The sequence below is a fragment of the Acinetobacter gyllenbergii CIP 110306 = MTCC 11365 genome (genome assembly GCF_000413855.1).
Taxonomy (GTDB): Bacteria; Pseudomonadota; Gammaproteobacteria; order Pseudomonadales; family Moraxellaceae; genus Acinetobacter; species Acinetobacter gyllenbergii.
Genome location: NZ_ATGG01000018.1, coordinates 10792 through 35693 on the forward strand (window position 1 = coordinate 10792; position 24902 = coordinate 35693).

A 24902-nucleotide genomic window follows, 5' to 3' on the forward strand; every position below is an offset into this window, starting at 1 on the left:
AAACCTTTCTTGCCTAAATACTTTAAAACTATACCGTAGATGTAACACCCTATAAAGATCAATATAGTGCAAATACTAAAGTGTAAAAATAAAATCCAATAGATCACGGCATACAGCTCCCTAGGTATTCACCAGTACCAACAATTATACCTTCTGTAGCTGCCCCCAATAACATTCCTGGTATCCGGTTAATTCCTGATGTGCCTAAAGGTTTTCCAATTAAGTTTACTCGAATATAAGGACCGTAACGCCCTATCATATGATTTATAGGGCCACCTGCTGCCCCCCCGAGAGCCGCACCAGCAGCAGCTGCAAAGTCATAATTTCCTATGTCAGTATAATCCTTACCTGATATTGCATTTCCAGCCCCCTGACCTAATAAGCTTGCCGCTCCAGCTCCTATCGCTCCTCCAACAGCATGTGACGTTCCAGGCATAACTAGGCCAACTGCTGCCCCTGCCACAGCACCTGCAAATGTAGCTGTTACAGTTCTTCCAGAAATAAATCCTCCTATTCCCCCAGCTATGGCGCCATAAGCTGCCCCAGGAATCCCTACATTTCCCTGCTCATCTACAAAACTGATTGGATTATTCCCTACATAAGCATAAGTATTTAAACTACCAGCCAGGCCAATCGGATCACTTTGTGTATAACGCCCCACACTTGGATCATAGTACCGATTCCAGTTATACCAAAGTCCACTCTCCGAATCATAGTATTGTCCTGGGAAACCGATATTAAATTGGCCAATACTACTTTTAACTACAGTACTGTCATAACTAGTATTTTGAGATTTCCATACCACAGCTTTACCAGTATTAGTCAATACTTCTGGTCGACCTAAATGATCATTATGCACAAAGTTCAACTTATCACTTCGAACCAAGCCTATAATCTGACCATACAACCAGATATAAACTGTGCTGATATTCGTATTTGATGAATTGGACTCACCCAATAATCGGCCATCTGGTGCGTAAATATAGTTTACGTTATCTGCCCCACTATTCTTACGGGTACGTATATTAAATACATCATAATCATAGCTTATGTTATTAGTTCCAGTCTTTATAGATTTTAAGCGATTGAAGCCATCATAGCTGTAATCTACCGTTCCGCCATAACCAGTTTTCTTGATTAAATTCCCTAGCACATCATAGCTAAAGTTTTTAGCTTCTGTCATCGTTGTACTTGTTAACCGATTACCCGTATTCGTTTGATAGTTAGTTGTGAGGTTGGTATTTCCCAAACGACTACTACGGTTACCATTTTTGTCAAAAGTCCAACTCTCGGTATATTGTGCAGAAGCCGCTTTGGTTAATTGTCCTAAAAAGTCATAACTATAATTAGATGTTCGATTGGCTTCTAAATTATTATTAATACTACTAATCCAATTGTTTCCATTATAACTATGGCTTAACTTTTGAATAGTATCCGTATTGATTCCTATCAGTCTAAAATCTTTATCGTAACTAGTAGCACGGGTTAGTCCATTACCATAGGTCCAATTTTTGATACCACCATAAGGTTCATAGGCAATATTTTTAACTACATCTTGATCCACGCCTTGTATTTGTACTTTGACATTATTGACTCGACTCATAGTGTCATAGCCATAAGAAATTTTATAACTATTGTTCGCAAGACTTTCACTACTTAAGCGCCCATAACTATCATATGTCCAAGAAGTTTGATAATTTATACCATTAATAATCTTAGCCTGAACAATCACTTGCCCATCTTTAGTATATCCATATCCCGATGAGCTAATCCCGTCCGATGTCCCACACAGGCGACCTTTACCATTGGTACAATTATCATATACCCATGCTTGTGTTTGAGTTCCTGTTTGAGCTTTGGTTTGTCGACCTAATGCATCATAACTATAAGTCGTTATTACATTATTAGCGCGAGTGAGTTGAATCAGGTTGCCATCGACATCATAACTATATTTTGTTAATCCTGTATCTGGGCTTTGTGAAGTCAATAAATTACCAAAACCATCATATGTATAAGATGTAGTATTACCTTTACCATCTTTAACAGATATTATATTACCTTGCGCATCATAGCTCGATTGGATAATCGAACCATCTGGGCGTTTTTCTTGGGTTAAATGATTATTTGCATCATAACTATATGTTGTAACTCTTCCTAAAGAATCAATTTGTCTGATGACATTACCATTCCCATCATATTCATAACGGATATCTTGTCCATTATTACCTTTATTCGCAGTTGTCCAGCCCAATTGATTGTGTTCATTAATCATACTAAATCGGGTATTTGCTCCCTCTTTATAATCTAATCTCAATAATTTTCCAAGTTTAGAATATGTATAGTATTGACCGCTGATAATTGAACTTCCCACACCATGAGTAATGCTGGCAATTGTGCCATTATCATTATAGTTAATCGTCTCACGCATCCCATTGGTTTCAGTTTGCGTAACTCCAAACGTACCATATTGATAAGTCGTGGTTCGAACCTGACCACTGCCAAGCGTTTCTTTTTTATTGATGACTCGACTACGTGCATCGTAGCTATACTCTGTCACAAAACCATTGGGGTCAGTCACTTTACCAACATTCCCCAAACCATCATAATTACTATATGTCGTGATATGATCTAATGAGTTTTTATATTGAATAAGATTACCTGTTACATCATAGGTATATATTGATGTTTTTCCATTCGTATTAATTACAACATCTTTGAGCATACCATTACTGTGTATGGCATAACTATAACTAATACTGTCACAAGTAGTTGTACCTATTTTACTACATGTTTTTATACTTTTAATACGATTTTTCGCGGCTTCAGTCGAAGAATAATATGTATATGTTGTATCAGACGTTACTATGTCATTTGTTAAGTTTTCAACTTTACTAATTAAATAAGGTGAGTTAAGCCATGCGTATTTAGTTACCGTATTTTTAGAAGGTATTTTCTTCTGCAATAGCAACCCATTAGAATCACGTTGATAAGTTGTTTCTACACCATTCCAATCAACCTCTGAACTTACATATCCCTTATTATCATAATAAGTTACAGCATTGCTATTGGGACAATTATTTACTCCACTGCGTTCAATTTTTGTTAGTTTATCTTTGTTATCATTAGTATAAATATATTTAGAAACTGCACCTAAAGGATTAGTCACACTCGTATAATTATTTCCGTATTGTAGTTTATAAGTCTGAGTACCATCACTACGGCCACTTTGTATTGCCTTGTCTCCGTTATAAAGATAAGTCGCATAACGTTTTCCATCAATGGAAATACCTGTAAGTATATTTTCGTTTGCGCCATTTTCACCATAATGATATGTTTTTTTTCCTAAATTATCTGGATAGATAAGTTGGACTAAGCGAGAGCCATCCCATTTATAAGTGTAGTTTTTACCTGCTGGGTCAGTCACTTGAGTTGTACTACTATCAACTTTCTTTATTTTAATTGTTTTGCCATTCGTGTGGGTAATAGTAGTAATACCCGTAGAAGAATCCGTTGATTGTTCCCAACCAATACCATGTAAATTTTTTCTACTTTTTAAAAAGCCGAAATGCATACGTGGACTACGATTTATAATATTTACAGAATACGTTTCGATATCACCATTCGGCAAAGCATAAGGATTAGATACTTGGCCGAGATCTCTTAATTCCGTAATAGGAGAAAAAGAACCATCTGGTAGTTGCCGAGTAAACTGTACTTTATTTTGGAAAGCATAGATAGCAGCATCTCTTAAAAGAACATCATAATTACTAGCCCATTTTTGACCAAAGCTGGTTGTAGAAAGGCTTATACCAAAATCATTCAAAACATTTATCTTCTTATCCTGTGAATAATAGATTTGGGAGTAATTTAATGGCATTTCCCAAGGTGTTGTAAATGCAATCTCCTCATGCAGTTTTTCACCACTGTTAATTCTAATAGGGTTAGGAGTCTGGCAATTACTGTTTCCACCTTTCCGAAAAACACTAGCCGTTGGAGTTGAATTATAAATAGGATGTATTCCATTACGCATGTCTTGATAAAATGTTTGTGACATAGAGTTTATTTGATTTATATCTAGAATAGAATCTGGTGTGCCATAGACAGTCAAAGGTGGTAATGTCCCAACGTATTTAGGGCCTATTGCAAATACAGGGGTACTGACGATATTAGTAATTAGCAATATCGAAATGATCTTTTTAATTTGCATATTTTAGCACCTTTATAATTATTACAAAATTCACATAATTCATACCCAACATTGTAAATGATAATCAATATCAAATGCAAATAAAAACCATCTTTATGGGTGATCCTCCCATAAATGACTACGTTGCTGCCATTCTTTAAACAATATCTCTGCGATATCTCGAATGCTTCTATTTATGAACATAGAAGAGTTCCGACGATATTTAAGCAGAGCTGTTGGCTCTTATGCGGTGAGTTTTATAGGTTAAGATGCTATCTGATTACCCAATATCTACACCTGAGATAATACCTGTGGTACGGGTTAGTTGACCTTGGTCGGTCACTTGGTCAATTTCAACTTAGCTACCAATAAATCGCTTTAAAGGAATAACTGCGCTCGTTGATAGGCAAATCAATTCTGCCTTAAATCCCTCATTGAGTTGATGTTTCCCATCAATACGGTGCAAAAACACCTGAGCGTTTAGATCGAGATTAGAAAATGAAATATGCAAAGCACGTTTTTTGTGCAGTAAGCCCTAAACTGTCTAAGGCTTGAAATATATTGCTCAACATCTTGTTATAGGCTTTCGCTTAAATTTAGTGCATTTTACAAAGTATCATGGCGGTCCATCTATATAGATCTGTCTATTTATGACAATTTATATCACTCCACCTATAATGAGTGCTTTAAATCTCTCCTTCAAAAGGAAAGGCTACAATTCATAGCAAGAGTACATGAGCCACTTGGATTTTATCGTTATAAGGGAAATGGCATTACTTATTTTTTGGAAAGTATACACTGGTAATGTCTAATCTCAATTTCTTATACAGCTATCTCTAATGGTTCATCGTGAACCCTTTTTTATATATTTAAAATCTCTTTTTCATAGCCTAAAAGAGTTTAGAATTTTTTATGCTTATTTCCTACCCCATCCTAAATTATCCTGTTTTGACTTTTTACATCCAAAATTTGATGAGGGGTAAAATATTAGGCAAGAAAAAAGCCCTTGCAATAACAAGGGCTTAATTCAAAATTTGGCGGAAGCGGTGAGATTCGAACTCACGGAGGACTCACACCCTCGTCGGTTTTCAAGACCGGTGCATTAAACCGCTCTGCCACGCTTCCATGTGCGTAAGAATACAAAGCTTGCTCTCTTTATACAAGAGAAATTTAATTGCAATGTATTCAAATGCATAATGTTTCATCAATTTTAGAGTTTTGCGGCTAATTCAGCACCATCTCGGATCGCACGCTTGGCATCAAGCTCAGCTGCAAGCTTCGCACCACCAATAATATGGTAGTTTGCCGACGTATTTTCACCGTCTTTAGGCATGAGATCTTTCACCGACTCTTGCCCCGCACAGACCACAATGGTATCTACACGCAATAACTGATCATGACCATTATGCTCAACCCACAAACCTTCGTCGGTCACCGCTTTATATTGCACACCACGTAGCATACGCACGGCATGCTTTTTCAACTGCGCACGATGTACCCAACCAGAGGTTTTACCCAAACCAATTCCGAGTGGTGTGGTTTTGCGTTGTAATAAATAAATTTGACGCACTGGCATTTCAACTTCTGGACGTTGCATCCCACCTTCAGAGATATAGTTTGGATCTGGGTCTACACCCCACTCACGTTGCCATTCTGCTAAGGGTTGCGGCTGAGGTTGGTGCGGTGGTTTTAACAAGAACTCTGATACGTCAAAGCCAATCCCGCCTGCACCAATCACGGCGACCTTATGGCCCACTTCTGCACCACGTAATACTTCTGCATAGGACAACACTTGAGGTGCTGTACTGCCTTGAATTTTCAATGCACGTGGTACAACACCTGTAGCCACAACTACTTCGTCAAAGCCTTCACGTTCTAGCTGCTCTCGACTTACACGTGTATTTAAACGTACATCTACACCTGTTTGTTTGAGCTGTACTTTAAAGTAACGAATGGTCTCATGGAATTCTTCTTTTCCAGGCACCACTTTTGCCAAGTTAAACTGACCACCAACATCATGATTTGCTTCAAATAAGGTCACGGCGTGACCACGGCTTGCAGCCACTGTCGCAGCAGACATACCCGCCACCCCGCCACCGACAACCGCAATACGCTTTGGTTTTTGGGTTTTGATATAAACCAATTCTGTTTCATGACAAGCCTGTGGATTGACCAAACAGCTGACACGTTCATTCTTAAATGCATGATCCAGACAGGCTTGGTTACACGCGATACAGGTATTAATTTCATCCACACGATTGGTTGCTGTTTTATTTACCCAATATGCATCAGCCAAGAATGGACGTGCCATTTGCACCATATCCGCCTTGCCAGAAGCAATAATCTCTTCAGCGACATCAGGCATATTAATACGGTTTGATGCAATCACTGGAACAGAAACGTGCTGTTTTACCGCAGTGGTATAATCCACAAAAGCGGCACGCGGCACAGAGGTTACAATGGTAGGCACACGTGCTTCGTGCCAACCAATCCCTGTATTTAACAGCGTAATTCCAGCTTTTTCTAATGCTTTGGCAACCACAATCACTTCTTGCATGGTATTGCCATCATGCACCAAATCCAGCAAAGACAAACGGAATGCAATAATGAATTTTTCACCGACTTTAGCGCGAATCGCTTTGACAATCTCTACGGGGAAACGCATACGATTTTCAATATCACCGCCCCAACGGTCAGTACGCTTATTCACATGACTGCTGAGGAACTGGTTAATTAAATAACCTTCTGAACCCATAATTTCGACACCATCATAGCCTGCTTTTTTCGCTAAGCTCGCACAACGCGCATAATCTTCAATGGTTGCCAATATCTGAGAATCAGACATTTGACGTGGTTTAAATGGGTTAATCGGTGCTTGAATCGGAGAAGAAGATACCGAAAACGGATGATAACCATAACGACCCGAATGCAGAATTTGCATCAAAATCTTCGCGCCATGCTTATGTACCGCATGGGTGACTAAACGATGATGAGGAATATCGGCCAAACTATTCATGGTTCCGCCCGCAGGGAGTAACCAGCCCTGACGGTTGGGAGAAATACCACCTGTGATGATTAAGCCTACACCGCCCTTTGCGCGCTCACCAAAATAAGCAGCGAGTTTTGGATAATTAAAGAAACGATCTTCTAAACCTGAGTGCATCGAACCCATTACCACACGGTTTTTAATGGTGGTAAAACCCAAATGTAATGGCTTTAAGATATTTGCATAGCTAGTCATGGTATTCCTTCTCTAATTTTGGCTTTGCAACTTGTTGCATAGTACTTTAATACTTTTTTGTTGATTTGGGATGACTCTATCTAAAAATTTAGCTGTTGAAAGTGTCAATTTGGCTTAAACATATTAAATATTCTGCCGCTGCAACTCTAAATATTATTTATTGCAGAAGCACATCGACATAAAAAAGGCAGCCACAATAATCATAGTGACTGCCTTTATTTAATCTAAAAAACTAACTCAAGCTGATTGATCAATGCTTCGGTTTATTCTCATTCTACTCAATTTAATGTTGTTGATGACTCGAATAAGCCAGACGATTTTTCTGTGCTTTCATTTTGAGCGAACTCATCACAATGCCCGTACAGATAAAAGCAGCACCAATCAAGATATTGAGGGTCAGCGGCTCATGCCAGATTAAAGAACCAAAAAATAGACTCAGAATCGGGATACACATAATTGAAATCGAAGCGACAAAAGTATCAACCTGACTGACAATCCAGTTCCAAAGCACAAAGGCAAAACCAGTGCCTACCACTGCAATATAAAATAAAGCAGATTCGTTCAGTGGATTAAGCCAAACCTGAGTATCAACTGGTTCGAACAATAAGGCCATCACAAACATTAAACTTCCACCGAGTAACAGTTGCCAAATGGTGAGTTTGATTTTGTCATAGGTGGCAAAATTCTTTTTGATGTAAACCGTCGATAATGCCCAGAAAAAGCCTGAACCAATGAGTAACACCTGCCCCAGCAATGACATATTCATATGCACATGATGTAATTGCGGCCATAAAATTGCGATGAGTCCCAAGGTTCCTAAAACGAGCCCCAAGATTTTCTGGGTATTCAACCTTTCATTTAAAAAATAATGCGCTAATACAGCAATAAAAATCGGCATGGTAAATACCAATACAGCTGATAAACCTGAACCCACAAATTGCATGGCAAAGGTCTGCGTGGCATAAAAACCAAAACAGATCAATACACTTAAAATGATTAAGGGCTTCAACTCAGCTTGCTCAGGCAAAATGGATTTTTTTAAAATCCGTTGTACCAGCATTAATGTCACTGCAGCTAAAATCAACCGTGTAGAGATAAATAAAAATGGTGGAAACACTTGTAGGCTGTGTTTGACCAAGCCCCATAACGAACCCCAAACCAGACACAGCAACGCGATTGCACTCACGACTCGAATATTCACGTGTTGTACTCAACCGATAAAAAGTAAGCTTAGTGTATAAAATAAATGACATCATGAATAATGCTATGTTTTAATAGATACATCATTTTTTTTGATGCCTAATTCAATTCATCCTTTTTGATAGCACCTTTCGAATTGAAATATTGAGGACTTGCCGTGAATATTGATATTAGCGATATCCGATCATTTGTGACTGTGGCCGAGCTAAAAAGTATTACTGCCGCGGCAAATAAGCTCAATTATTTACAGTCTAATATGACTGCGAAAATCAAAAAGATTGAAAATCACTATAAGCGCCAACTGTTTATTCGTAAGCCCAAAGGTGTTGAACTGACTGAATCTGGCATGAATTTATATGCCCAATACAAAAAAATGATTTTTACTTGGGAAGAAACTGAAAATAAAATCTATCAACAAGAAAGCGTTTTACGCTTTGGCACCAATACCAGTCTAGGCGGGATGCGCTTCTACCCTTCCTTTAGTCAGCTGTATGAAGCCTACCCTGACCTTTCCATCACCATGAAAACAGGTCCAACAGGTTATATTGAGGATGAGATTTTAGCGGGCAATTTGGATATTGCTTATGCCCTAGGACATCCTAAACATAAAAATCTGCAATATATTCAAAAAGCGGATGATCAACTGGTGATTATTGGTAAAAACATGATCAACCATGACAGTCTCGAAGAATGTCTGAATCATCAAAATATCTTACTGGCTTCCGAACAATGCTGCTATGCCACCACCTTAGACAGCATCTACACAGACCATAAGCTTAAAAAGGGTGAACTCACCCATATTTACGATCATGAAGCTCTAATTCACTTTACCCAATTAGGTATGGGCATCTCGATGATTGCCAAATCTTTGATTGAAAAATATAACATTCAGTACTATCGCGAAACACCTGAACAATATCGTGATATTGGTTTATACCTGATCGCGCGTCATGATCATGTATTTACCCCGATCGAGAAACAATTTATTGGCTTAAATGATTCGCTTTGAACTAGACACTTTTTATAAAGAGCGTTTGCAACTCTTGATGTACTTTTCACTTGAGACTTTTTAAAGTTCAGGCCTGTTAACGCCTTATTGTGAATGCTTATCGTAAAACTTTATATTTTCCCGATGTTAATCTATTTTTCAAATGAAAAAAAAAGAATTCCTTTCCTAACAGAAAAAAAATCGATTTGAAAAGTGATATAGTACGGGACGTATAAATTCTCTTTGGTCACCGAAGTATTAGGGTGCCTATTTCGAAATAGTTAGGACTAGCAATGACTGATAATGCAACGATCTTGCAGCATGTACCAGTAGGTAAAAAAGTTGGGATTGCCTTCTCTGGTGGTTTAGACACTTCAGCAGCTTTATTATGGATGAAACAGAAAGGCGCAGAGCCTTATGCATATACTGCAAATCTGGGTCAGCCTGATGAAGATGACTATGATGCTATTCCAAAGAAAGCTGAACAGTACGGTGCAGTCAAAGCTCGATTAATCGATTGTCGTTTACAACTTGCGCTTGAAGGTATTGCTGCGATTCAATGTGGCGCGTTCCACATCAGCACAGGTGGTGTTCCTTACTTCAATACCACACCTTTAGGTCGTGCAGTGACAGGTACGATGCTTGTTACCGCGATGAAAGAAGATGATGTCAATATTTGGGGTGATGGTTCAACTTATAAAGGCAATGATATTGAACGTTTCTATCGTTACGGTTTATTGACCAACCCTGCGCTTAAAATCTATAAACCATGGTTAGACCAAACCTTTATTGATGAGTTAGGCGGCCGTGCTGAAATGTCGCAATTCTTAATCGACAACGGTTTTGACTATAAAATGTCAAAAGAAAAGGCGTATTCAACTGACTCAAATATGTTGGGTGCGACGCACGAAGCCAAAGATTTAGAATACCTCAATGCGGGTATTAAAATCGTAGATCCAATCATGGGCGTTGCATTCTGGAAAGATGACGTTGAAATCCAACCAGAAGAAGTAAGCATTACCTTTGAACAAGGAATGCCAGTTGCATTGAATGGTCAACGTATCGAAGATCCAGTTGAATTTATTCTTGAAGCGAACCGTATCGGTGGTCGTCATGGTCTAGGGATGTCTGACCAAATCGAAAACCGTATTATTGAAGCAAAATCTCGTGGTATCTATGAAGCACCGGGTATGGCTTTGTTACATATCGCTTATGAGCGTTTGGTGACTGGTATTCATAACGAAGACACGATTGAACAATACCGTATTAATGGTTTACGTTTAGGTCGCCTACTTTACCAAGGCCGTTGGTTCGATTCACAAGCGCTCATGCTTCGTGAAACTTCACAACGTTGGGTTGCTAAAGCGATTACTGGTACGGTGACTTTAGAATTACGTCGTGGTAATGACTACACCATCATGAACACTGAATCTCCTAACCTCACGTATGAAGCTGAGCGTTTAACCATGGAGAAAGGTGATTCAATGTTTACGCCAATGGATCGTATCGGTCAGTTAACTATGCGTAACCTCGACATTACCGATACCCGTGCAAAATTGGGTATCTATACTGAAACAGGTTTGCTTGCAGTGGGTCAAGGCTCTGCGATTCCTCAATTGGAAAACAAATCAAAATAAAAAATGGGTTAATTAATTTACCCATTTGAAAAGGCTGAATAATTTTATTCAGCCTTTTTTATTTTACCCAAGAAAATACGCATTACTGAATCATTGCATTTATAGAACAATATGTCGCAATTAAAGACTATTTATCGCCATTATGAATCGATAATATAAGCATTAAGCAAAACACAATAATTTGGGAGATGAAAGATGAATGCTTATCTACATCGTAGTGAAAACCGCGGTCATGTCAAAGCAGGCTGGTTAGACACCTATCATAGCTTTTCATTTGGTAGCTGGTATAACCCGAAATACATGGGCGTCAGCGCGCTTCGCGTGATTAATGACGATACAGTCGCTGCGCATAATGGTTTCGGTACTCATCCCCATGACAATATGGAAATCTTGACCTGTGTACTCGATGGCACTATTTCTCATAAAGACAGTATGGGCAATGAAGGCCAAATCAATGCAGGTGAATGGCAATTGATGAGCGCTGGAACTGGGGTCACCCACAGTGAAATGAACAAGCATGATAAAGCGGTGCATCTATTACAGATTTGGATTCAACCGAATGTGCAAGATGCTGAACCCACCTATCAGCAAATTCAACTCAACCCGAAAGATCATCCAAACCAATGGCACTTGATTGCTGGTGATCAATCTGCACCGATGTTGATTCGCCAAAATGCTGAAGTGAAAACTGCAGTGATTGAGAAAGATCAACATTTAGAGATTACAGCGCAGAAAAAAGTGAACTACGTGCATGTGATTTCAGGCGAAGTGATGATTGCCGATCATTTGGTTAAAGCGGGTGATGCTCTACTGTTTGATGAGACTGCAACTATTACTGCATTACAAGACAGTCAAATGATCTGGTTTGACCTACCTTAAACTCAGTTTAACTTGTACCCCTTACCCTCGAGGGGTACAAGCTTTTTCAATCATTATTGCTACTACTATTATCACAGCTGCTTGAGTCAGAGCTCGAGTCCACATTAAAACCGCAATCATCTACACGCTGATCATTATTATTCTGGATTGAATCGCAATTTGAAGTTGTTGATGAATATGGATGACTATAATCTGAAGAATCTGACGTAGCACCTGTTTTCTTAGTGAAGAAAAATAATAGAACTAAGCCAGCCACGATGACTAAAATAATAAACATCAGCATCACTATCCCCTATTGTGACCCAATCTTTATTTCACACTATAGCTTAATTCTTTTCAAAAATAATCGGCATTAAAAAAGCCCGATTAACGGGCTTTTCTACAACCTTGAACATTTTTAAAAACGACCTGAATCGTTTCGTTCGTTGTTAGCTGTGTGTTCAGGTTGTCATATCTTTATTCATTTAGGCAAGATTTCTCTTAAATCCCAAATAGTATATGACTTCCTTATTGATTAAATTAGCACCAATAGTGAGTTAGGTCAAGGGTCGATCTGCTTATAAAACATCATCGACTTGAGGTATGAGAACGTCCAATCAGTTTTTATTTCAAAACCTTTGATCAAGCCACTTGGCTATTTACCAACTACTTTTTTATTTGTGTTTCTACATAAGCATGCTGAGACTCAACGTATTTAAAGATACTTTTTTCGGATTTTGAGGTTTTTCCCTGCTGAATATATGTGATTTCAACAGGATAATATTTTGATTGATCAACTATAAGCTTCAATTTTGAAGTCGTTGTTGATGCCAAATTTGCATCAGCATAGTATGATGCTGTACTACCACCCGCGTGAGCCAAATTTAATATTTGCACATCACCAAGATCTGGTAGCAAAATACCATACCAGTTTGATGTTTCTTGTCCACCTGCTCCAGTAAAACTTGCAAGGACATGACTACCCATCATTGTACGTCCAAAGGGTTGCAAGTTTGCTTTTAACTGAGCCATAAAATCACTACGCAAATGTCCATCGGCTGAAGGTACTTCATCTTGGTTAAATGCGGCATTTACCAACTCAAAAGTTCTATTTTGCTTTTTATAAATCAGTACATCTACCGTGCTTGAGCATGCTCGACAACCCGCGATATAACCATCATGAAAGTTAACTTTTTCGATAATCACTAAATAGCGATTCTCTCCTTGTGTATTTTTATACTCAACTGTCGGATGAATAAAGCCAAGTACAGTTGGTTCAAGCAAGACATAAGGATATGTAGCAAAATAGTCATCAATCTTGCTTTTATCTAATTTAAAATGATCTGATGGTTTCTCATTTTTATAAGCCGTTTTTAAAATTAATTTTTGGTCTAATTGCGCTTCTGAATACTGTTTCAGCGGCGCTGCAATTGTGTCGAGTAATGGGTTAATATTCTGACATGCTGTCATCATACTCAATATTGAAAAAACCATTAAAATCTGATAACTCTTTGGCATTATTTGACCTAATCTATAAAAATTTATTCTAAATTGACTGGACATGAATCCAATCTTACTGACTTCAAGTAAATGATTATACAGAGCTTAACATCATCTTTTTATATATTTAAATAATGCATAAAAACTATAAATCTACAACCAATTATGTTTCTAAAGAAAATAAATAAGCCAAGGGGATTTCTACCACGCTCTGATGCAATGAGATAAAGTCCAAAATTTATTCACAACGAAACTTACTATTTATTATTTTACGTTTCGAGTCTTGATATGCATTAAAAGCAGCGTCATATTTTTCATTCAAATACTCTTGTGTGATGGCATCATCTTTCAGCAATTCTACTGTACTTTTTAAGTCAGCCTTTATATATGCATACATATCTACTTCTGCTTTCTTTCTATTACATTGCTTTTGCAGGAGCAACTCTTCGTCTTGCCTAGTCAGTACATCTTTTGCATTTTGCATTGCTTCAACATTCATTTCCTCATTTAAAGCAAGCTTAAATTTTTCTTGAAGCGAAACAAAACCTTTTTTATATTCTAGACTAAGTTCAGCATTCGTTGAGCTCATCACAAAAAATGATATACATACGAGCAAGAATTTTTTCATATTATTGAGATTACACCTGATGAATGATAGCTCGATATTACCAAATATCATACATAAACCAAATTTTTCAAATAGCCCTTATCTAGCAGACCTTCATAAAAATAAGCCTATACTGTAGCAATAATTTTTTCGCCATAGGTCTTTTCTCTTGATGATCCATAAAATTGAAAAACAATCTTTTGTCTATTCAGAGATTTAATGATTAAATCTGAGAGTGTATTATTACTCAATGCATGACTGACACTCGTAAAAACTTCTCTACAATTTTCCAAATACCAGTCCAAAAGCTCACTTTCTGAAAATTTTTCATCATCATGTTGGATAAAAGCGTCATATTTTTCTAGATAAGATGTAAGCCTCACAATAAGATAAGGATCTAATCTATCAACAGGAAATGGGTCATATTCCGTAGGCATCTCATCAAGTTTTTTTTCTGGAAAAAATATTAACTTTCCAGAGTCAAACCAAAATTCCACCGCAAAGTAATCCCAAATTTCGCTCTTTATTTTTAAACAAAATTCACTCAAATATGCATAGAACACTTTATTTATATCAGTTGATAGACCATCGCCTTTAGCATTTTCATTACAAGTGAAATCTATATGGCAACCATCTTTTTTAATAAATTGAATTGACATATTAATATTAGGATCTCTTTTATCAATCATTACTCTCTATCATAATCCTCACCTAAAAACCTAAATTGATTGGTTCAATAAGGCTTTGAATATGTATCATAATCTTTTTCGATGGGTACTACTGCTCGACTAAGAAACCTTGCTGTTTTCTGTGGAGTTTCACTAGACCACATCATTTGTGTAGTAATCCTCTGTGTACAAAGAATAGCTCCAGCTTATTTCGATCTTGTTTAAACCCTAACTTTGGTTGATCTACAGGTGCATGTGTATGCCTTTCATGGCATTAAGTGTTTGCACACCAACCGAATGAACTTAGTCAGACGACAATTGCAACTCACCATTGCTAAGATTAACTGGCGTAGGATTCCGCATAGTTTGTAAGTTATCTGCGCCAACTTTTTGTGTAGAATCAGCAGGTATAATCTAGTTACCTGCTGTTACATTTTTCTTAATGCTATCAGATGTACCTGTTCCAGCTCCTTCAATAAGCTTTGATTGGCTATCCTGCTTCGGACTTTGTATACCATGCATAATAATTACCCATAAAATGTTTATCATGTATGATTTAATTTTAAGTGTTAAATGTCCAAACTTACAGAGGTATATCTACAGCATAAATTGGATCAAAAACCACACTCACAAACCCTGCTCGAAATATATATTTTTCACCAACAAACTCAGGGACATATTGAATATCGGTATCTAAATCGTCACCATGCATTGCGATAACAGCATTTCCATAATTTGGATTTGACTCTACAACAGCAAGTGTACTTGCAAATGTAAAATCTACTAATTCCAATGTAGGTAATGTTATCCAAACATGAACTTTATTGGGTTTTGTTGGGTCTACAGGATTTTCAAGGTTAATCAATCTTTTTTCCATTGGCTCATGAAAAATTTTGAGTCCATCCTTTCTTACAATATGCCCTATAGTAATAACCCCATTTACCCCAAAAAATTTATTAAAATCATCCACAATTTTTAAATGAATTGCCAAACATTGGTTAGACAACTCTTTATAAGATATGTCATAAAAATTTATCGATTCACAAAATTTATTAACACTCTCAACGGTTATAAGTCTTTCTTCTGAATTTTCAAATTTTGAGTATTCCCCCAAACCTAATTCACTTGTTCTTTTAACAGCAAGATTAAAATCATTCTCATATCTACTAATACTCTTTTTTAAAAACAACGATTTGATTTTCTCTAGCATAATGAATAATTAATTTTTCAAATTATCAACAAATATACTAAAGCTTGAATTTTAAGCAATTTTAGGTAACTATAAATTACAAATTATCAAAAATTCAAGTAAGGGAATAAGTTTAATTATGTTTAAAATTCATCATGTTGAAGATCATATTATTGATATTGCACAATCTCTTAACGATAAAAATATAGTTATTTTTGCTACATACAATTCTAGGCTTCAAAACACAATCTGTAAAATAGAAGAAGCAGAGTTAGATTTAGAAAATATAATATGTCAAGAAAGACAAGTTGCTAATGATTGGGTCGAATTTATTTATTTAGAATCTGTTTCTTTTCAAGAACTTGAAAATGAATTTTTAAAATTTTGTGCTATAAATTTCAATAGTGGTATATAAAATTAATCATACATACCATCATATCTGTAGACTAATAAATATAATTATGACTCGTACTTTCTGATTCACTTTTACTATAACATGTACTTGTTGAAGCTCCTACACTCATGCTGGCTGAAACATGCATGACAGACATTGTACTAGCTGCAAATTGTCCAACTGATTTTGCTGTCTCTAAAGCTAACTGACCTTTTTGCAAAGTATTCTGTCTATTACCCTCGCATTCCTTTAACTGCAATTCAGCGAAAGTAATGTTAGTACTAACATTCATGTCAGCATAACGAGCTTGTGTCTCATTATTTGCAATCTCAATACTCACAATCCATCTCTTAACACATTTATATTTAAGTTCATCATAATCAAGTAATGACATATCAATCTTTACCAATTGAAAACTACACAACTTTTTCTAAATAGCCTTATATATCAATGTTCTTTTTTAGAACCCTTTCCTCATCATAGAATCGTAAGTATTTAAATACTCCTCCAAAGTTACTATGGATGCATCCCACCCTTGTTTTTAAACAAGTCATCGATTTTTCTTTGAGTGTTTGGAGCAATATTATCCTTACTTTTAACCGAGTGTATTCGATTTAAGGTAATTTCAGAATTACCTGTTACATTTAGATAATTACCCAAACCTAACCACGACCACTTACCATTTTCTTTTTTATAACGAAGAAGCCATGACCTTTGACCCGTTCTCGCGGCCCCGAAAGTAAAGGTTATCTCCATCCAAAATACGATATTCTTTTACATTTGGATCCGGTTCTAAATTATCTAAAACAGTTGTAGCTAAGCGCTTTACCAATCTTGATCTCTGTTCTTTTCATTATAAATCTCTGTACACCCAGTATGATTATTATAACTGTGTACAGTAAAAGCTTTGTTATAAGAGGTTAAATACCGCTATAAAAAGCTAAAAAAAAGCCCTGAATCTATATAATTCAGGGCTTTGGAGTTCATGTAACTTCATAAAAAGTTATATGACTTTAATATCTTGGTAGGTATATCCAGACTCGAACTGGAGACCTCTACGATGTCAACGTAATATTTTCATATTAAAATCAACAACTAAAGAATAATTGGTGCTAAATTGGTGCCAATTTTTTATGTAACAATATATTATCATTAATACTTATCGATAATAAAACCAATAAAAACTTTCCTTTATTTTTTAATTGTTATCGGCTTTGTTGCACAAACCTATCTGTAAAGGGTTTTTCAGCGATATAATTTTCAAATGAAGAAGCCTACACACAAAATCTACCGCACAACCAATTGGCCCGCATATAACCGAGCACTTATGAGTCGCGGAAATATTGCCATTTGGTTTGATCCTGCTACGCAATGGTATGCGCCATCAAAAGGCAAACAAGGGCGAAATCAAACCTACTCCGACGCAGCCATCCAATGCTGCTTAATGATTAAATCCTTATTCCGTCTGTCTTTACGTATGGTCACTGGCTTTGTGCAAAGTCTGATTAAACTTTGCGGATTAAATTGGATAGCTCCAGATTACACCACGCTTTGTAGAAGACAAAAGCATATTAATATTGCAATCAATTACCAAAAAAGTAGCGATGGGCTGCATCTACTCATAGACTCTACAGGCATGAAGTTTCTAGGTGAGGGCGAATGGAAACGCAAGAAATATGGACCTGAATATCGTCGCCAATGGCGTAAACTTCATATTGGCATAGATGCTAAAACTCTACAAATACGCGCTATTCAGCTTACAACCAATAATGTCAGTGATTCACAGGTGCTTGGTGATTTACTTAATCAGATTCCACAAGATGAGCAGATTGACTCTGTTTATACCGATGGAGCTTATGACACCAAGCAATGCCGTGAGGTCATTGCAGATCGGCAAGCGCATGCGGTGTTTCCACCTAGAAAAAATGCGAAACCTTGGAAAGATACAAAGAGCAGCTCGCTAGATCGAAATGAATTACTTCGAACAGTTAATCTTGGAAGCAGTGCTTCTCAGGCAGGACACTATGGAAAAAATCAGGCTATCATCGGTGAAGTTTGGTTGAAACTAAGATGCACTGCATTAAATTATTAGGAGATAAACTCAGAGCAAGGCGTTTTGATAGCCAAGTCAATGAGATTCATGCACGTGTAGCAGTCCTCAACAGATTTACGGAATTAGGTCGACCACTTACCCAAATTACGCCTTAAATTTAGCTCAATTAGGGGCGCTTTGCATTTCAAATCTTTGTGCAACAAAGCTGTTTGAATAAAAACTTATCTATGTACCTTCAATTTTAAGCATGGTTTGATCCTATCTTTTCAAATAAATGGCCATGCAATACTCAGTAAAAATAATAGCCCTAATACGGCGCAACTCATTTGCCAAAAACGTAAAGGATCTCGTTCAATGATTGCTGGTGGTTTAGAGTTTAATAATTCTTTGGAAGGATGCATTAGATTATGAATGAGTTCAGACAAGGCCTCAAAACGATGTGTCGGTTCAATACTCAGCGCTTGGCCTAAAATTTTATCTAACCATATAGGTAAATCAGGCCGATATTTCCTGATGGAATGATATTGAACTTTTTTAAGCTGCTTTAAACTGTTACAGCGAGCTAAATCTGTGCCATAAGGTAATTGTTTGGTGAGTAAATAATAGGCCATGACCGCCAAAGAAAATTGGTCTGAATGTACAGATGGCGAATGATCAATAAAATACTCCGGTGCCATAAATGCTAAGGTTCCGAGTGGTCGATTCGCATTTTTAGGATTAATTTCGACCAGGCCTCTTACTGCTGTTGAACCATAATCAATCAGTTTAATTTTCATGGCATTTTCTGCATTTAAAACCATGATATTCTTTGGCCGTATATCCTGATGCAGCATCTCCAGCCGGTGCATTGCATTTAAAGCCAAGGCCGTTTGTTGCAAAATTGGTAAAATATCATCGAGCTTTAAAGGCTTTTCCTGGCGATGCAGCCATTGAGCCAAGGTTTCACCCTGCAAATATTCATAACATTGGAATAAATATTTTTTCTCAGTGTTATGTGGATAACAGTGCATCAGGTTGTCATGTTTCAGACGTTTCGATACCCAATCTTCGAGTTGAAACTGCTCTACGGCATTTTTATCTTGCTGTAAATCTACCCCCAAAGTTTTTATGACCAAAGGCTGCTGCTGAGTATCGTGTGCCAAATACAGGCAACTGCGATGATTTTGGTGCAAAATCTTATCAATCACATAACCTTCAAAAACTTCACCTTTACTGAGCTGTTGTGGAAATACATAATCCTGCTGAATATGAAACTGATTCAGTTCAGGCAACTGTTCTACACGGATCACCTGGAAACTTAAGTTATCATCACTGCCCTGTTCTAAAGCTTTTTCAACTAATCCTTTGGCAAGTTGATTTAAATCTGCATCTATTAAAGTTAAATCTAATAATTGTTGATCTGTGACAAATTCATAGACCCCATCGGTCATTAGTAAAAAAATATCTTTTTCTTTGAGTTCAATATTTCGATAATCAATTTCAATACGATAATCCGCACCTAAGGCTCGACTAAGATAATGCTCTTTGGAAGACAACCAGACACGATGATCATGGGTTAGTAATTCAATTTCATGATCGCGAATGCGGTAAATACGACTATCACCAACATGAAAAACATGGGCTTGTTGCTGTTTTAAAATCAGTGCAGATAAGGTACAGACATACCCTCGGTCTTTATCAAAACGTCCTTGACTTTGTTGAGTCTGTGCATAAAGCCATGAATTGGTCGCGCGGATCACTCGTTCTGCTGAAGTCTGTGTACTCCAGGCATCTGAAGTAGAATAATAGTCAGATAAAAAACTACCAACGGCTGTTTCTGCTGCAAGATGACTGACATTACTGCTACCGATTCCATCCGCTATAACACATGCAATACCTTTCTGTTTCAGCACATGTCCTTCGGGCAGATATACTCCATGGAAATCCTGGTTCTGTTGTTTAACTCCGGCAGTAGAATATTGCCCAATAGTGACTTTTAATGTTTTTTTCATGCTGAAAGCTCAAAAAGGGATCTATATGATCCCTTTATAAAATGATGAATGTTAAAATTCTTTTTTAACACCAGTACGGACATGGGTGGTATAAAGTGCCAGACCTGTTAATGCCAAACCGCCCACCAGATTACCTAAAGCAACCGGCAGTTCATTCCATAGGAAGTAGTCAGCAATCGAGAAGTCACCGCCCATCATCATGGCAAATGGGAACAGGAACATGTTCACGACAGAGTGCTCAAAGCCCATGGCAAAGAACAGCATAATTGGCATCCACATGGCAATAAATTTGCCACTCACCGTAGTAGACATCATCGCGCCAATGACACCTAATGACACCATCCAGTTACACAGCATGCCACGGATAAAAATAGTCATCCAGCCGGCGAATCCGTATTCGGCATAACCTAATGTCCGCTCCTCGCCAATATGCGCAATTTTTACGCCGACAGGGTTTGGATCCGCTGCAAAACCCATGGTATAAACCGCTGCCATGAGCACCGCAACGACTAAACAGCCTGTAAAGTTCCCTACAAACACCAAGCCCCAGTTTTTTAGAATACGTCCCCATGTCACCCCTGGGCGTTTATCTAGCCATGCCAGCGGCGTAAGTACAAACACCCCAGTTAATAGGTCATAGCCCAATAAATACAACATACAAAAACCAACTGGAAACAGGAGCGCACCAATCAATGGTGATCCTGTTTGCACGGCTATGGTAATGGCAAATACCGCTGCCAAGGCCAGAATGGCCCCTGCCATAAAGGCACGAATCAATACATCACGGGTTGCCATATGCAATTTGGATTCACCCGCATCTACTACTTTTTTTGCAAACTCCGCAGGAGCAAGATATGCCATGTTGTCGTCCTCTTTTTCAATATACGGACCTGTTTTTCGAAAAAAAGACGCCTAAGATCATTGAAGACCTTAGGCGCCGTTGCCTTGAATATTAGAACAGGTAATGGTGAATGGCGTCGTTGCCATGTATATCGAAATATAAGCAAAAGCTATGCCACAAATAATTAACAATCACTTAAATATTCATTTTCTATTTAGCATGAACTCTAGAATGCTGTTGGCATGATATCTGCATTATGCGTTCTGCATACATTCATTTGATAATAATTTGGAGAGGATTATGATTACCCATCGTCAACAAGTAACTGACATGATCATTTCAGCGAAAGTTTTAAAGTCAATTAAGTGGTCAGATGTTGCCAAAGAGATTGGTCTTTCTAAAGAATGGGTAACGGCTGCCTGCCTGGGACAAATGGCATTTAATAAACAGCAGGCAGAGAAAATTGGTCAGATTTTTGACCTTAGTGATGAGGCAGTAGCATGGCTGCAAATTGTACCTTACAAAGGCTCTTTACCGACCAGTGTGCCTACGGACCCTTTAATTTACCGCTGGTATGAAGTTGTAAATGTATATGGTTCGACTATTAAAGAGCTGATCCATGAAGAATTCGGTGATGGCATTATGAGCGCAATCGACTTCAGCATGAATATTCAGCGTGAGGAAAACCCGAACGGTGACCGGGTAAATGTCGTATTGTCTGGCAAGTTTTTACCTTATAAAACCTATTAATTAATCGTTTGATAAAGCCATCATATTGATGGCTTTTCATTTCTTCGTAAGGAGATCTTTTATATCACCGTCTTTATCCTTATTTAATTTTGACTATACACAGCTTCTGGGTATAAGAGGAACCGACATCAATATAGTGACAGTTATCAATCTGGGTATGTTTTTTCACAATGGTATGCCCTAAATAGGTTTTGAACTGAACCGTACCGGGTTTGTCGGAGACTTTTTTATTTAAGTTAGGCCACCTGACCTAATGGGTTAATTTTATGATAGTACATTGCTTCAAAATCAAAAGGTGACACATAACCTAGTGCACTATGTACACGCTTTTTATTGAACCAATCTACCCAGCTTAGTGTCGCAAGTTGTACATCCGCTAAACCTTGCCAATCCGCTTTTAAATATTCAATCACCTCTGTTTTGTATAAGCCATTCACCGTTTCAGCCAAAGCATTATCGTATGAATCACCGGTCGTACCGACTGATGCTCGTAAATTTGCTGCTTCTAAACGATTGGTATAACGAATGGAAAGATATTGCACACCTCTGTCACTATGATGAATCACGTTCTTTGGCATGCCTCGATCATGCAATGCTTGCTCCAGTGCATCGAGCACCATATCTGTATTCATCCGTGTCGATACTTTCCATCCAACAATTGCTCGTGAGAAGACATCAATAATAAATGCAGTATAAACCCAGCCTGAATTTGTTTGAATATACGTGAAGTCACCCACCTGAGAAGCATTGCTTCGCAAGGGTTTGGATGATCAGCATTAAAATTACGTTTCACTAAATCATCTGCCCGTTTTTGGTCATCTCGGTTACGGGTGGTTTGTTTATTCTTACCACGCCAAACACCTTGTATACCTAGCTTTTGCATCAATCGAGCAATTGTACAACGTGCAATAACAGAGCCTTCACGTTTCAGTTGTTGCCAGACTTTACGTGCGCCATATCGACCTAAACTTTCCTTCCAAATTCGTTTAATTTGTTCAGCATGATGCTCATCATGTAGATCTCGTTTCGCTCGATGTTCTGGATTTACTGTGAGATCTAGAGTCCGGTAATAGGTTGAAGGTGCGATTGGTAAAATCCTACAAATCGCTTCAACACCATATTGATCTTTATTGTTATGGATAAAATCCACCATTACTTGTGTGGGCGGTCGAGCTCCGCCTGGGCGAAAAAAGCGGCTGCTTTACGTAGAATTTCATTGGCACGCTTTAATTCTTTAATTTCACGTTCCATTTGCTTCATTTTTTCTTGATCAGATATCTGTTGTACTTTAATAGGATTTTGCTGATCTAAATGCTTTTGATGCCAGGCACGAAGTGTTTCAGGAGTACAACCGATCTTAGGCGCAATTGCTGTGATTGCAGCCCAAGTAGAAGGATAATCTTTTTCAGATTCAATCAATAATTGAACCGCTCTTTCTCTGATTTCAGGGGTATATTTTAATTTTGTCATCGGGATAGTCTCTCAGAATATTGACTCTCCGACAAACCCGGTACGGTTCAGCCATATTTAGCACGCCACTTGTAGAAAGTCGCATTACTCATGCCATGTTCACGGCACAGGGTAGTAACAGGCGTGCCAGACTCCGCCTGTTTCAAAATAGACATGATCTGACTGTCAGTAAATTTAGATGTTTTCATGCAGAATCTCCTGCTCTAATCTTAAGAGAAAATTCTACTTTTACTTCCTTTTATTTTTAGGGGGGATTACCTATACCAGTCAACCCATTTTTCAACTGTTTGAGTACAAACTTTCTGAATTAACTGAAGATGTATTTTGCGATTGGCTTGATCACAATGACTTCCGTCCAACAACATCAGCTAAAGCATACAGACTTACACGAGCTTTCCTGAATTGGTGCGAGGAACACGAGGATTATGAAAACTTAGTGCCTCCAAAATCATACAACTCAAAAAAAGTTAAAGATAAGGTCCCTTCCCCAAAAGCCAAGAATGATTGTTTGATGAAACAGCATCTAAAACCATGGTTTGAAGAGGTAAATAAGTTAACTAGTAGAAAAATAGCGATTTTTTGATATGTAGTTTAATCACTGGTTGCAGAAAGAATGAGCTGCTTTCATTAAAATGGACAGATGTCGATTTTCGTTGGAAAACAGCAAAAGTTAGAGATAAAATTGAAGATGAAGGTCGCCTAATTCCTCTGACGGCATATGTTGAAAGCCTATTTTTAGAACTAAGGAAAAATTCTGATTCTAAATTCATATTTAGCAGTAAGGGTGCTAAATGCGGTCATATTGTCAATCCTTACGATAGCTTAGAGAAAATATGTAAAAAACTAAATATTGAACTTACTCCCCATGGATTGAGGAGATCATATAAAACGTTAGCTATTTGGGCAAAAATCAATGAAGGATCTTTAGCACAGATATCAGGTCATAAACCAAGTGCATTAGTTGTAAGGCACTACATCGTACGACCTATGGATATGCTACAAGAAACACTACAAGAATATGAGGATTGGATTTTGCAACAAGTGCGAAATGGCATTAATTGAAATGCCTCGACACGGAATTAGGTCGACCACTTACCTAAGTTACGCCTTAAATTTAGCTCAATTAGGGCGCTTTGCATTTCAAATCTTTGTGCAACAAAGCCGTTTCCAAATCATCATTCCTGTATCAGGACATGCTAAGCAGGTTTTAACGGGAAGTTCACTATTTAAAAATGGAACAGGAAGAAATTCCCATGGTTCAGTATTAGTATTAATTACAAAAGGTTGTTGATTCATTATGGCTATCCTATGTTTTTTAACAATATTGGA

The 24902-nt window shown here is 37.6% G+C and carries 17 protein-coding genes, 1 tRNA gene, 6 pseudogenes and 1 other annotated feature; of the genes and pseudogenes, 8 read left to right on the forward strand and 16 right to left on the reverse strand.

Annotated features, from left to right (window positions below; translation table 11 throughout):
* Positions 1–103: 103 nt before the first annotated feature.
* The 5 genes and pseudogenes from F957_RS08585 to F957_RS08570 all read right to left on the reverse strand — a co-directional run bounded on the left by F957_RS08585 (position 104) and on the right by F957_RS08570 (position 8628).
* Positions 104–4207: an RHS repeat-associated core domain-containing protein gene (locus F957_RS08585; RefSeq protein ID WP_016541991.1), complete on the reverse strand. Its 4104-nt coding sequence runs from the start codon at positions 4205–4207 to the stop codon at positions 104–106.
* 108 nt (positions 4208–4315) lie between these two features.
* Positions 4316–4758: pseudogene (locus F957_RS21905) on the reverse strand (contractile injection system protein, VgrG/Pvc8 family); the annotation flags it as partial.
* A gap of 463 nt (positions 4759–5221) precedes the next feature.
* A tRNA-Ser gene (locus tag F957_RS08580) sits at positions 5222–5311 on the reverse strand.
* 85 nt (positions 5312–5396) lie between these two features.
* Complete coding sequence (locus F957_RS08575) at positions 5397–7427, reverse strand: NADPH-dependent 2,4-dienoyl-CoA reductase (protein WP_016541990.1); 2031 nt, start codon at positions 7425–7427, stop codon at positions 5397–5399.
* A gap of 283 nt (positions 7428–7710) precedes the next feature.
* Positions 7711–8628, reverse strand: coding sequence for a DMT family transporter (locus tag F957_RS08570; protein ID WP_016541989.1), 918 nt, complete (start codon positions 8626–8628; stop codon positions 7711–7713).
* 156 nt (positions 8629–8784) lie between these two features.
* On the opposite strand from F957_RS08570, the gene F957_RS08565 reads away from it, so the two are divergent.
* The 3 genes from F957_RS08565 to F957_RS08555 all read left to right on the forward strand — a co-directional run bounded on the left by F957_RS08565 (position 8785) and on the right by F957_RS08555 (position 12131).
* Complete coding sequence (locus F957_RS08565) at positions 8785–9636, forward strand: LysR family transcriptional regulator (RefSeq protein WP_016541988.1); 852 nt, start codon at positions 8785–8787, stop codon at positions 9634–9636.
* Positions 9637–9908: 272 nt separating this feature from the next.
* The gene (gene argG, locus F957_RS08560) at positions 9909–11252 is read left to right on the forward strand and encodes an argininosuccinate synthase (protein WP_004652848.1); all 1344 of its coding nucleotides are present in this window, start codon (positions 9909–9911) and stop codon (positions 11250–11252) included.
* A 195-nt stretch (positions 11253–11447) separates the two neighbouring features.
* Positions 11448–12131: a pirin family protein gene (locus tag F957_RS08555; protein ID WP_016541987.1), complete on the forward strand. Its 684-nt coding sequence runs from the start codon at positions 11448–11450 to the stop codon at positions 12129–12131.
* A gap of 46 nt (positions 12132–12177) precedes the next feature.
* Here the strand turns inward: F957_RS08555 and F957_RS21910 are convergent, their stop codons facing one another.
* The 5 genes from F957_RS21910 to F957_RS08530 form a co-directional block, all read right to left on the reverse strand.
* Positions 12178–12414, reverse strand: coding sequence for a hypothetical protein (locus F957_RS21910; RefSeq protein ID WP_016660403.1), 237 nt, complete (start codon positions 12412–12414; stop codon positions 12178–12180).
* A gap of 362 nt (positions 12415–12776) precedes the next feature.
* Positions 12777–13673, reverse strand: a complete 897-nt coding sequence (locus tag F957_RS08545) for a hypothetical protein (RefSeq protein ID WP_228129643.1) — start codon at positions 13671–13673, stop codon at positions 12777–12779.
* Between the two features lie 175 nt (positions 13674–13848).
* Positions 13849–14199, reverse strand: coding sequence for a hypothetical protein (locus F957_RS08540; protein WP_016541985.1), 351 nt, complete (start codon positions 14197–14199; stop codon positions 13849–13851).
* A gap of 146 nt (positions 14200–14345) precedes the next feature.
* A complete protein-coding gene (locus F957_RS08535) occupies positions 14346–14906 on the reverse strand; it encodes a hypothetical protein (RefSeq protein ID WP_016660405.1) in 561 nt (186 codons plus the stop codon).
* Between the two features lie 562 nt (positions 14907–15468).
* Complete coding sequence (locus F957_RS08530; protein WP_016541984.1) at positions 15469–16095, reverse strand: hypothetical protein; 627 nt, start codon at positions 16093–16095, stop codon at positions 15469–15471.
* A 118-nt stretch (positions 16096–16213) separates the two neighbouring features.
* Between F957_RS08530 and F957_RS08525 the strand changes: the two genes are divergently transcribed.
* Entirely contained in the window at positions 16214–16489 is a 276-nt protein-coding gene (locus F957_RS08525; protein WP_016660406.1) for a hypothetical protein, read from the forward strand.
* Positions 16490–16520: 31 nt separating this feature from the next.
* On the opposite strand, the gene F957_RS08520 is transcribed toward F957_RS08525, so the two are convergent.
* Positions 16521–16862, reverse strand: coding sequence for a hypothetical protein (locus F957_RS08520; RefSeq protein ID WP_016660407.1), 342 nt, complete (start codon positions 16860–16862; stop codon positions 16521–16523).
* An 870-nt stretch (positions 16863–17732) separates the two neighbouring features.
* On the opposite strand from F957_RS08520, the pseudogene F957_RS20860 reads away from it, so the two are divergent.
* A pseudogene (locus F957_RS20860) lies at positions 17733–18676 on the forward strand (IS5 family transposase).
* Positions 18677–18787: 111 nt separating this feature from the next.
* Here the strand turns inward: F957_RS20860 and F957_RS08515 are convergent.
* On the reverse strand, positions 18788–20512 hold the full coding sequence (locus F957_RS08515; protein ID WP_008941921.1) for a bifunctional protein-serine/threonine kinase/phosphatase: 1725 nt from the start codon (positions 20510–20512) through the stop codon (positions 18788–18790).
* A gap of 51 nt (positions 20513–20563) precedes the next feature.
* Positions 20564–21373: a formate/nitrite transporter family protein gene (locus tag F957_RS08510; RefSeq protein WP_008303564.1), complete on the reverse strand. Its 810-nt coding sequence runs from the start codon at positions 21371–21373 to the stop codon at positions 20564–20566.
* Between the two features lie 280 nt (positions 21374–21653).
* Here F957_RS08510 and cynS point away from each other — a divergent pair, with 280 nt between their 5' ends.
* Entirely contained in the window at positions 21654–22103 is a 450-nt protein-coding gene (cynS, locus tag F957_RS08505; protein WP_008941922.1) for a cyanase, read from the forward strand.
* Positions 22104–22182: 79 nt separating this feature from the next.
* Here cynS and F957_RS21915 read toward each other — a convergent pair.
* The 3 pseudogenes from F957_RS21915 to F957_RS21205 all read right to left on the reverse strand — a co-directional run.
* A pseudogene (locus tag F957_RS21915) lies at positions 22183–22290 on the reverse strand (metallophosphoesterase); the annotation flags it as partial.
* A gap of 49 nt (positions 22291–22339) precedes the next feature.
* Positions 22340–23573 (reverse strand): annotated as a pseudogene (locus tag F957_RS21195) (IS3 family transposase).
* Positions 23182–23298, reverse strand: a sequence feature (AL1L pseudoknot). Its footprint overlaps the pseudogene before it by 117 nt.
* 50 nt (positions 23574–23623) lie before the next feature.
* Positions 23624–23761 (reverse strand): annotated as a pseudogene (locus F957_RS21205) (transposase); the annotation flags it as partial.
* 71 nt (positions 23762–23832) lie between these two features.
* On the opposite strand from F957_RS21205, the pseudogene F957_RS22085 reads away from it, so the two are divergent.
* Positions 23833–24635: pseudogene (locus F957_RS22085) on the forward strand (tyrosine-type recombinase/integrase); the annotation flags it as partial.
* Positions 24622–24864: a hypothetical protein gene (locus F957_RS22090; RefSeq protein ID WP_017396274.1), complete on the forward strand. Its 243-nt coding sequence runs from the start codon at positions 24622–24624 to the stop codon at positions 24862–24864. The pseudogene F957_RS22085 and the gene F957_RS22090, both read left to right, overlap by 14 nt.
* Positions 24865–24902 lie beyond the last annotated feature (38 nt).

Bases quoted from the DNA above. Each gene is read 5' to 3' on its own strand.
- F957_RS08585 (WP_016541991.1), bottom strand. From the start codon at position 4,207: ATGCAAATTAAAAAGATCATTTCGATATTGCTAATTACTAATATCGTC.
- F957_RS08575 (WP_016541990.1), bottom strand. From the start codon at position 7,427: ATGACTAGCTATGCAAATATCTTAAAGCCATTACATTTGGGTTTTACC.
- argG (WP_004652848.1), top strand. From the start codon at position 9,909: ATGACTGATAATGCAACGATCTTGCAGCATGTACCAGTAGGTAAAAAA.
- F957_RS08555 (WP_016541987.1), top strand. From the start codon at position 11,448: ATGAATGCTTATCTACATCGTAGTGAAAACCGCGGTCATGTCAAAGCA.
- F957_RS21910 (WP_016660403.1), bottom strand. From the start codon at position 12,414: ATGCTGATGTTTATTATTTTAGTCATCGTGGCTGGCTTAGTTCTATTA.
- F957_RS08545 (WP_228129643.1), bottom strand. From the start codon at position 13,673: ATGTCCAGTCAATTTAGAATAAATTTTTATAGATTAGGTCAAATAATG.
- F957_RS08540 (WP_016541985.1), bottom strand. From the start codon at position 14,199: ATGAGCTCAACGAATGCTGAACTTAGTCTAGAATATAAAAAAGGTTTT.
- F957_RS08535 (WP_016660405.1), bottom strand. From the start codon at position 14,906: ATGATTGATAAAAGAGATCCTAATATTAATATGTCAATTCAATTTATT.
- F957_RS08530 (WP_016541984.1), bottom strand. From the start codon at position 16,095: ATGCTAGAGAAAATCAAATCGTTGTTTTTAAAAAAGAGTATTAGTAGA.
- F957_RS08525 (WP_016660406.1), top strand. From the start codon at position 16,214: ATGTTTAAAATTCATCATGTTGAAGATCATATTATTGATATTGCACAA.
- F957_RS08520 (WP_016660407.1), bottom strand. From the start codon at position 16,862: ATGTCATTACTTGATTATGATGAACTTAAATATAAATGTGTTAAGAGA.
- F957_RS08515 (WP_008941921.1), bottom strand. From the start codon at position 20,512: ATGAAAAAAACATTAAAAGTCACTATTGGGCAATATTCTACTGCCGGA.
- F957_RS08510 (WP_008303564.1), bottom strand. From the start codon at position 21,373: ATGGCATATCTTGCTCCTGCGGAGTTTGCAAAAAAAGTAGTAGATGCG.
- cynS (WP_008941922.1), top strand. From the start codon at position 21,654: ATGATTACCCATCGTCAACAAGTAACTGACATGATCATTTCAGCGAAA.
- F957_RS22090 (WP_017396274.1), top strand. From the start codon at position 24,622: ATGGCATTAATTGAAATGCCTCGACACGGAATTAGGTCGACCACTTAC.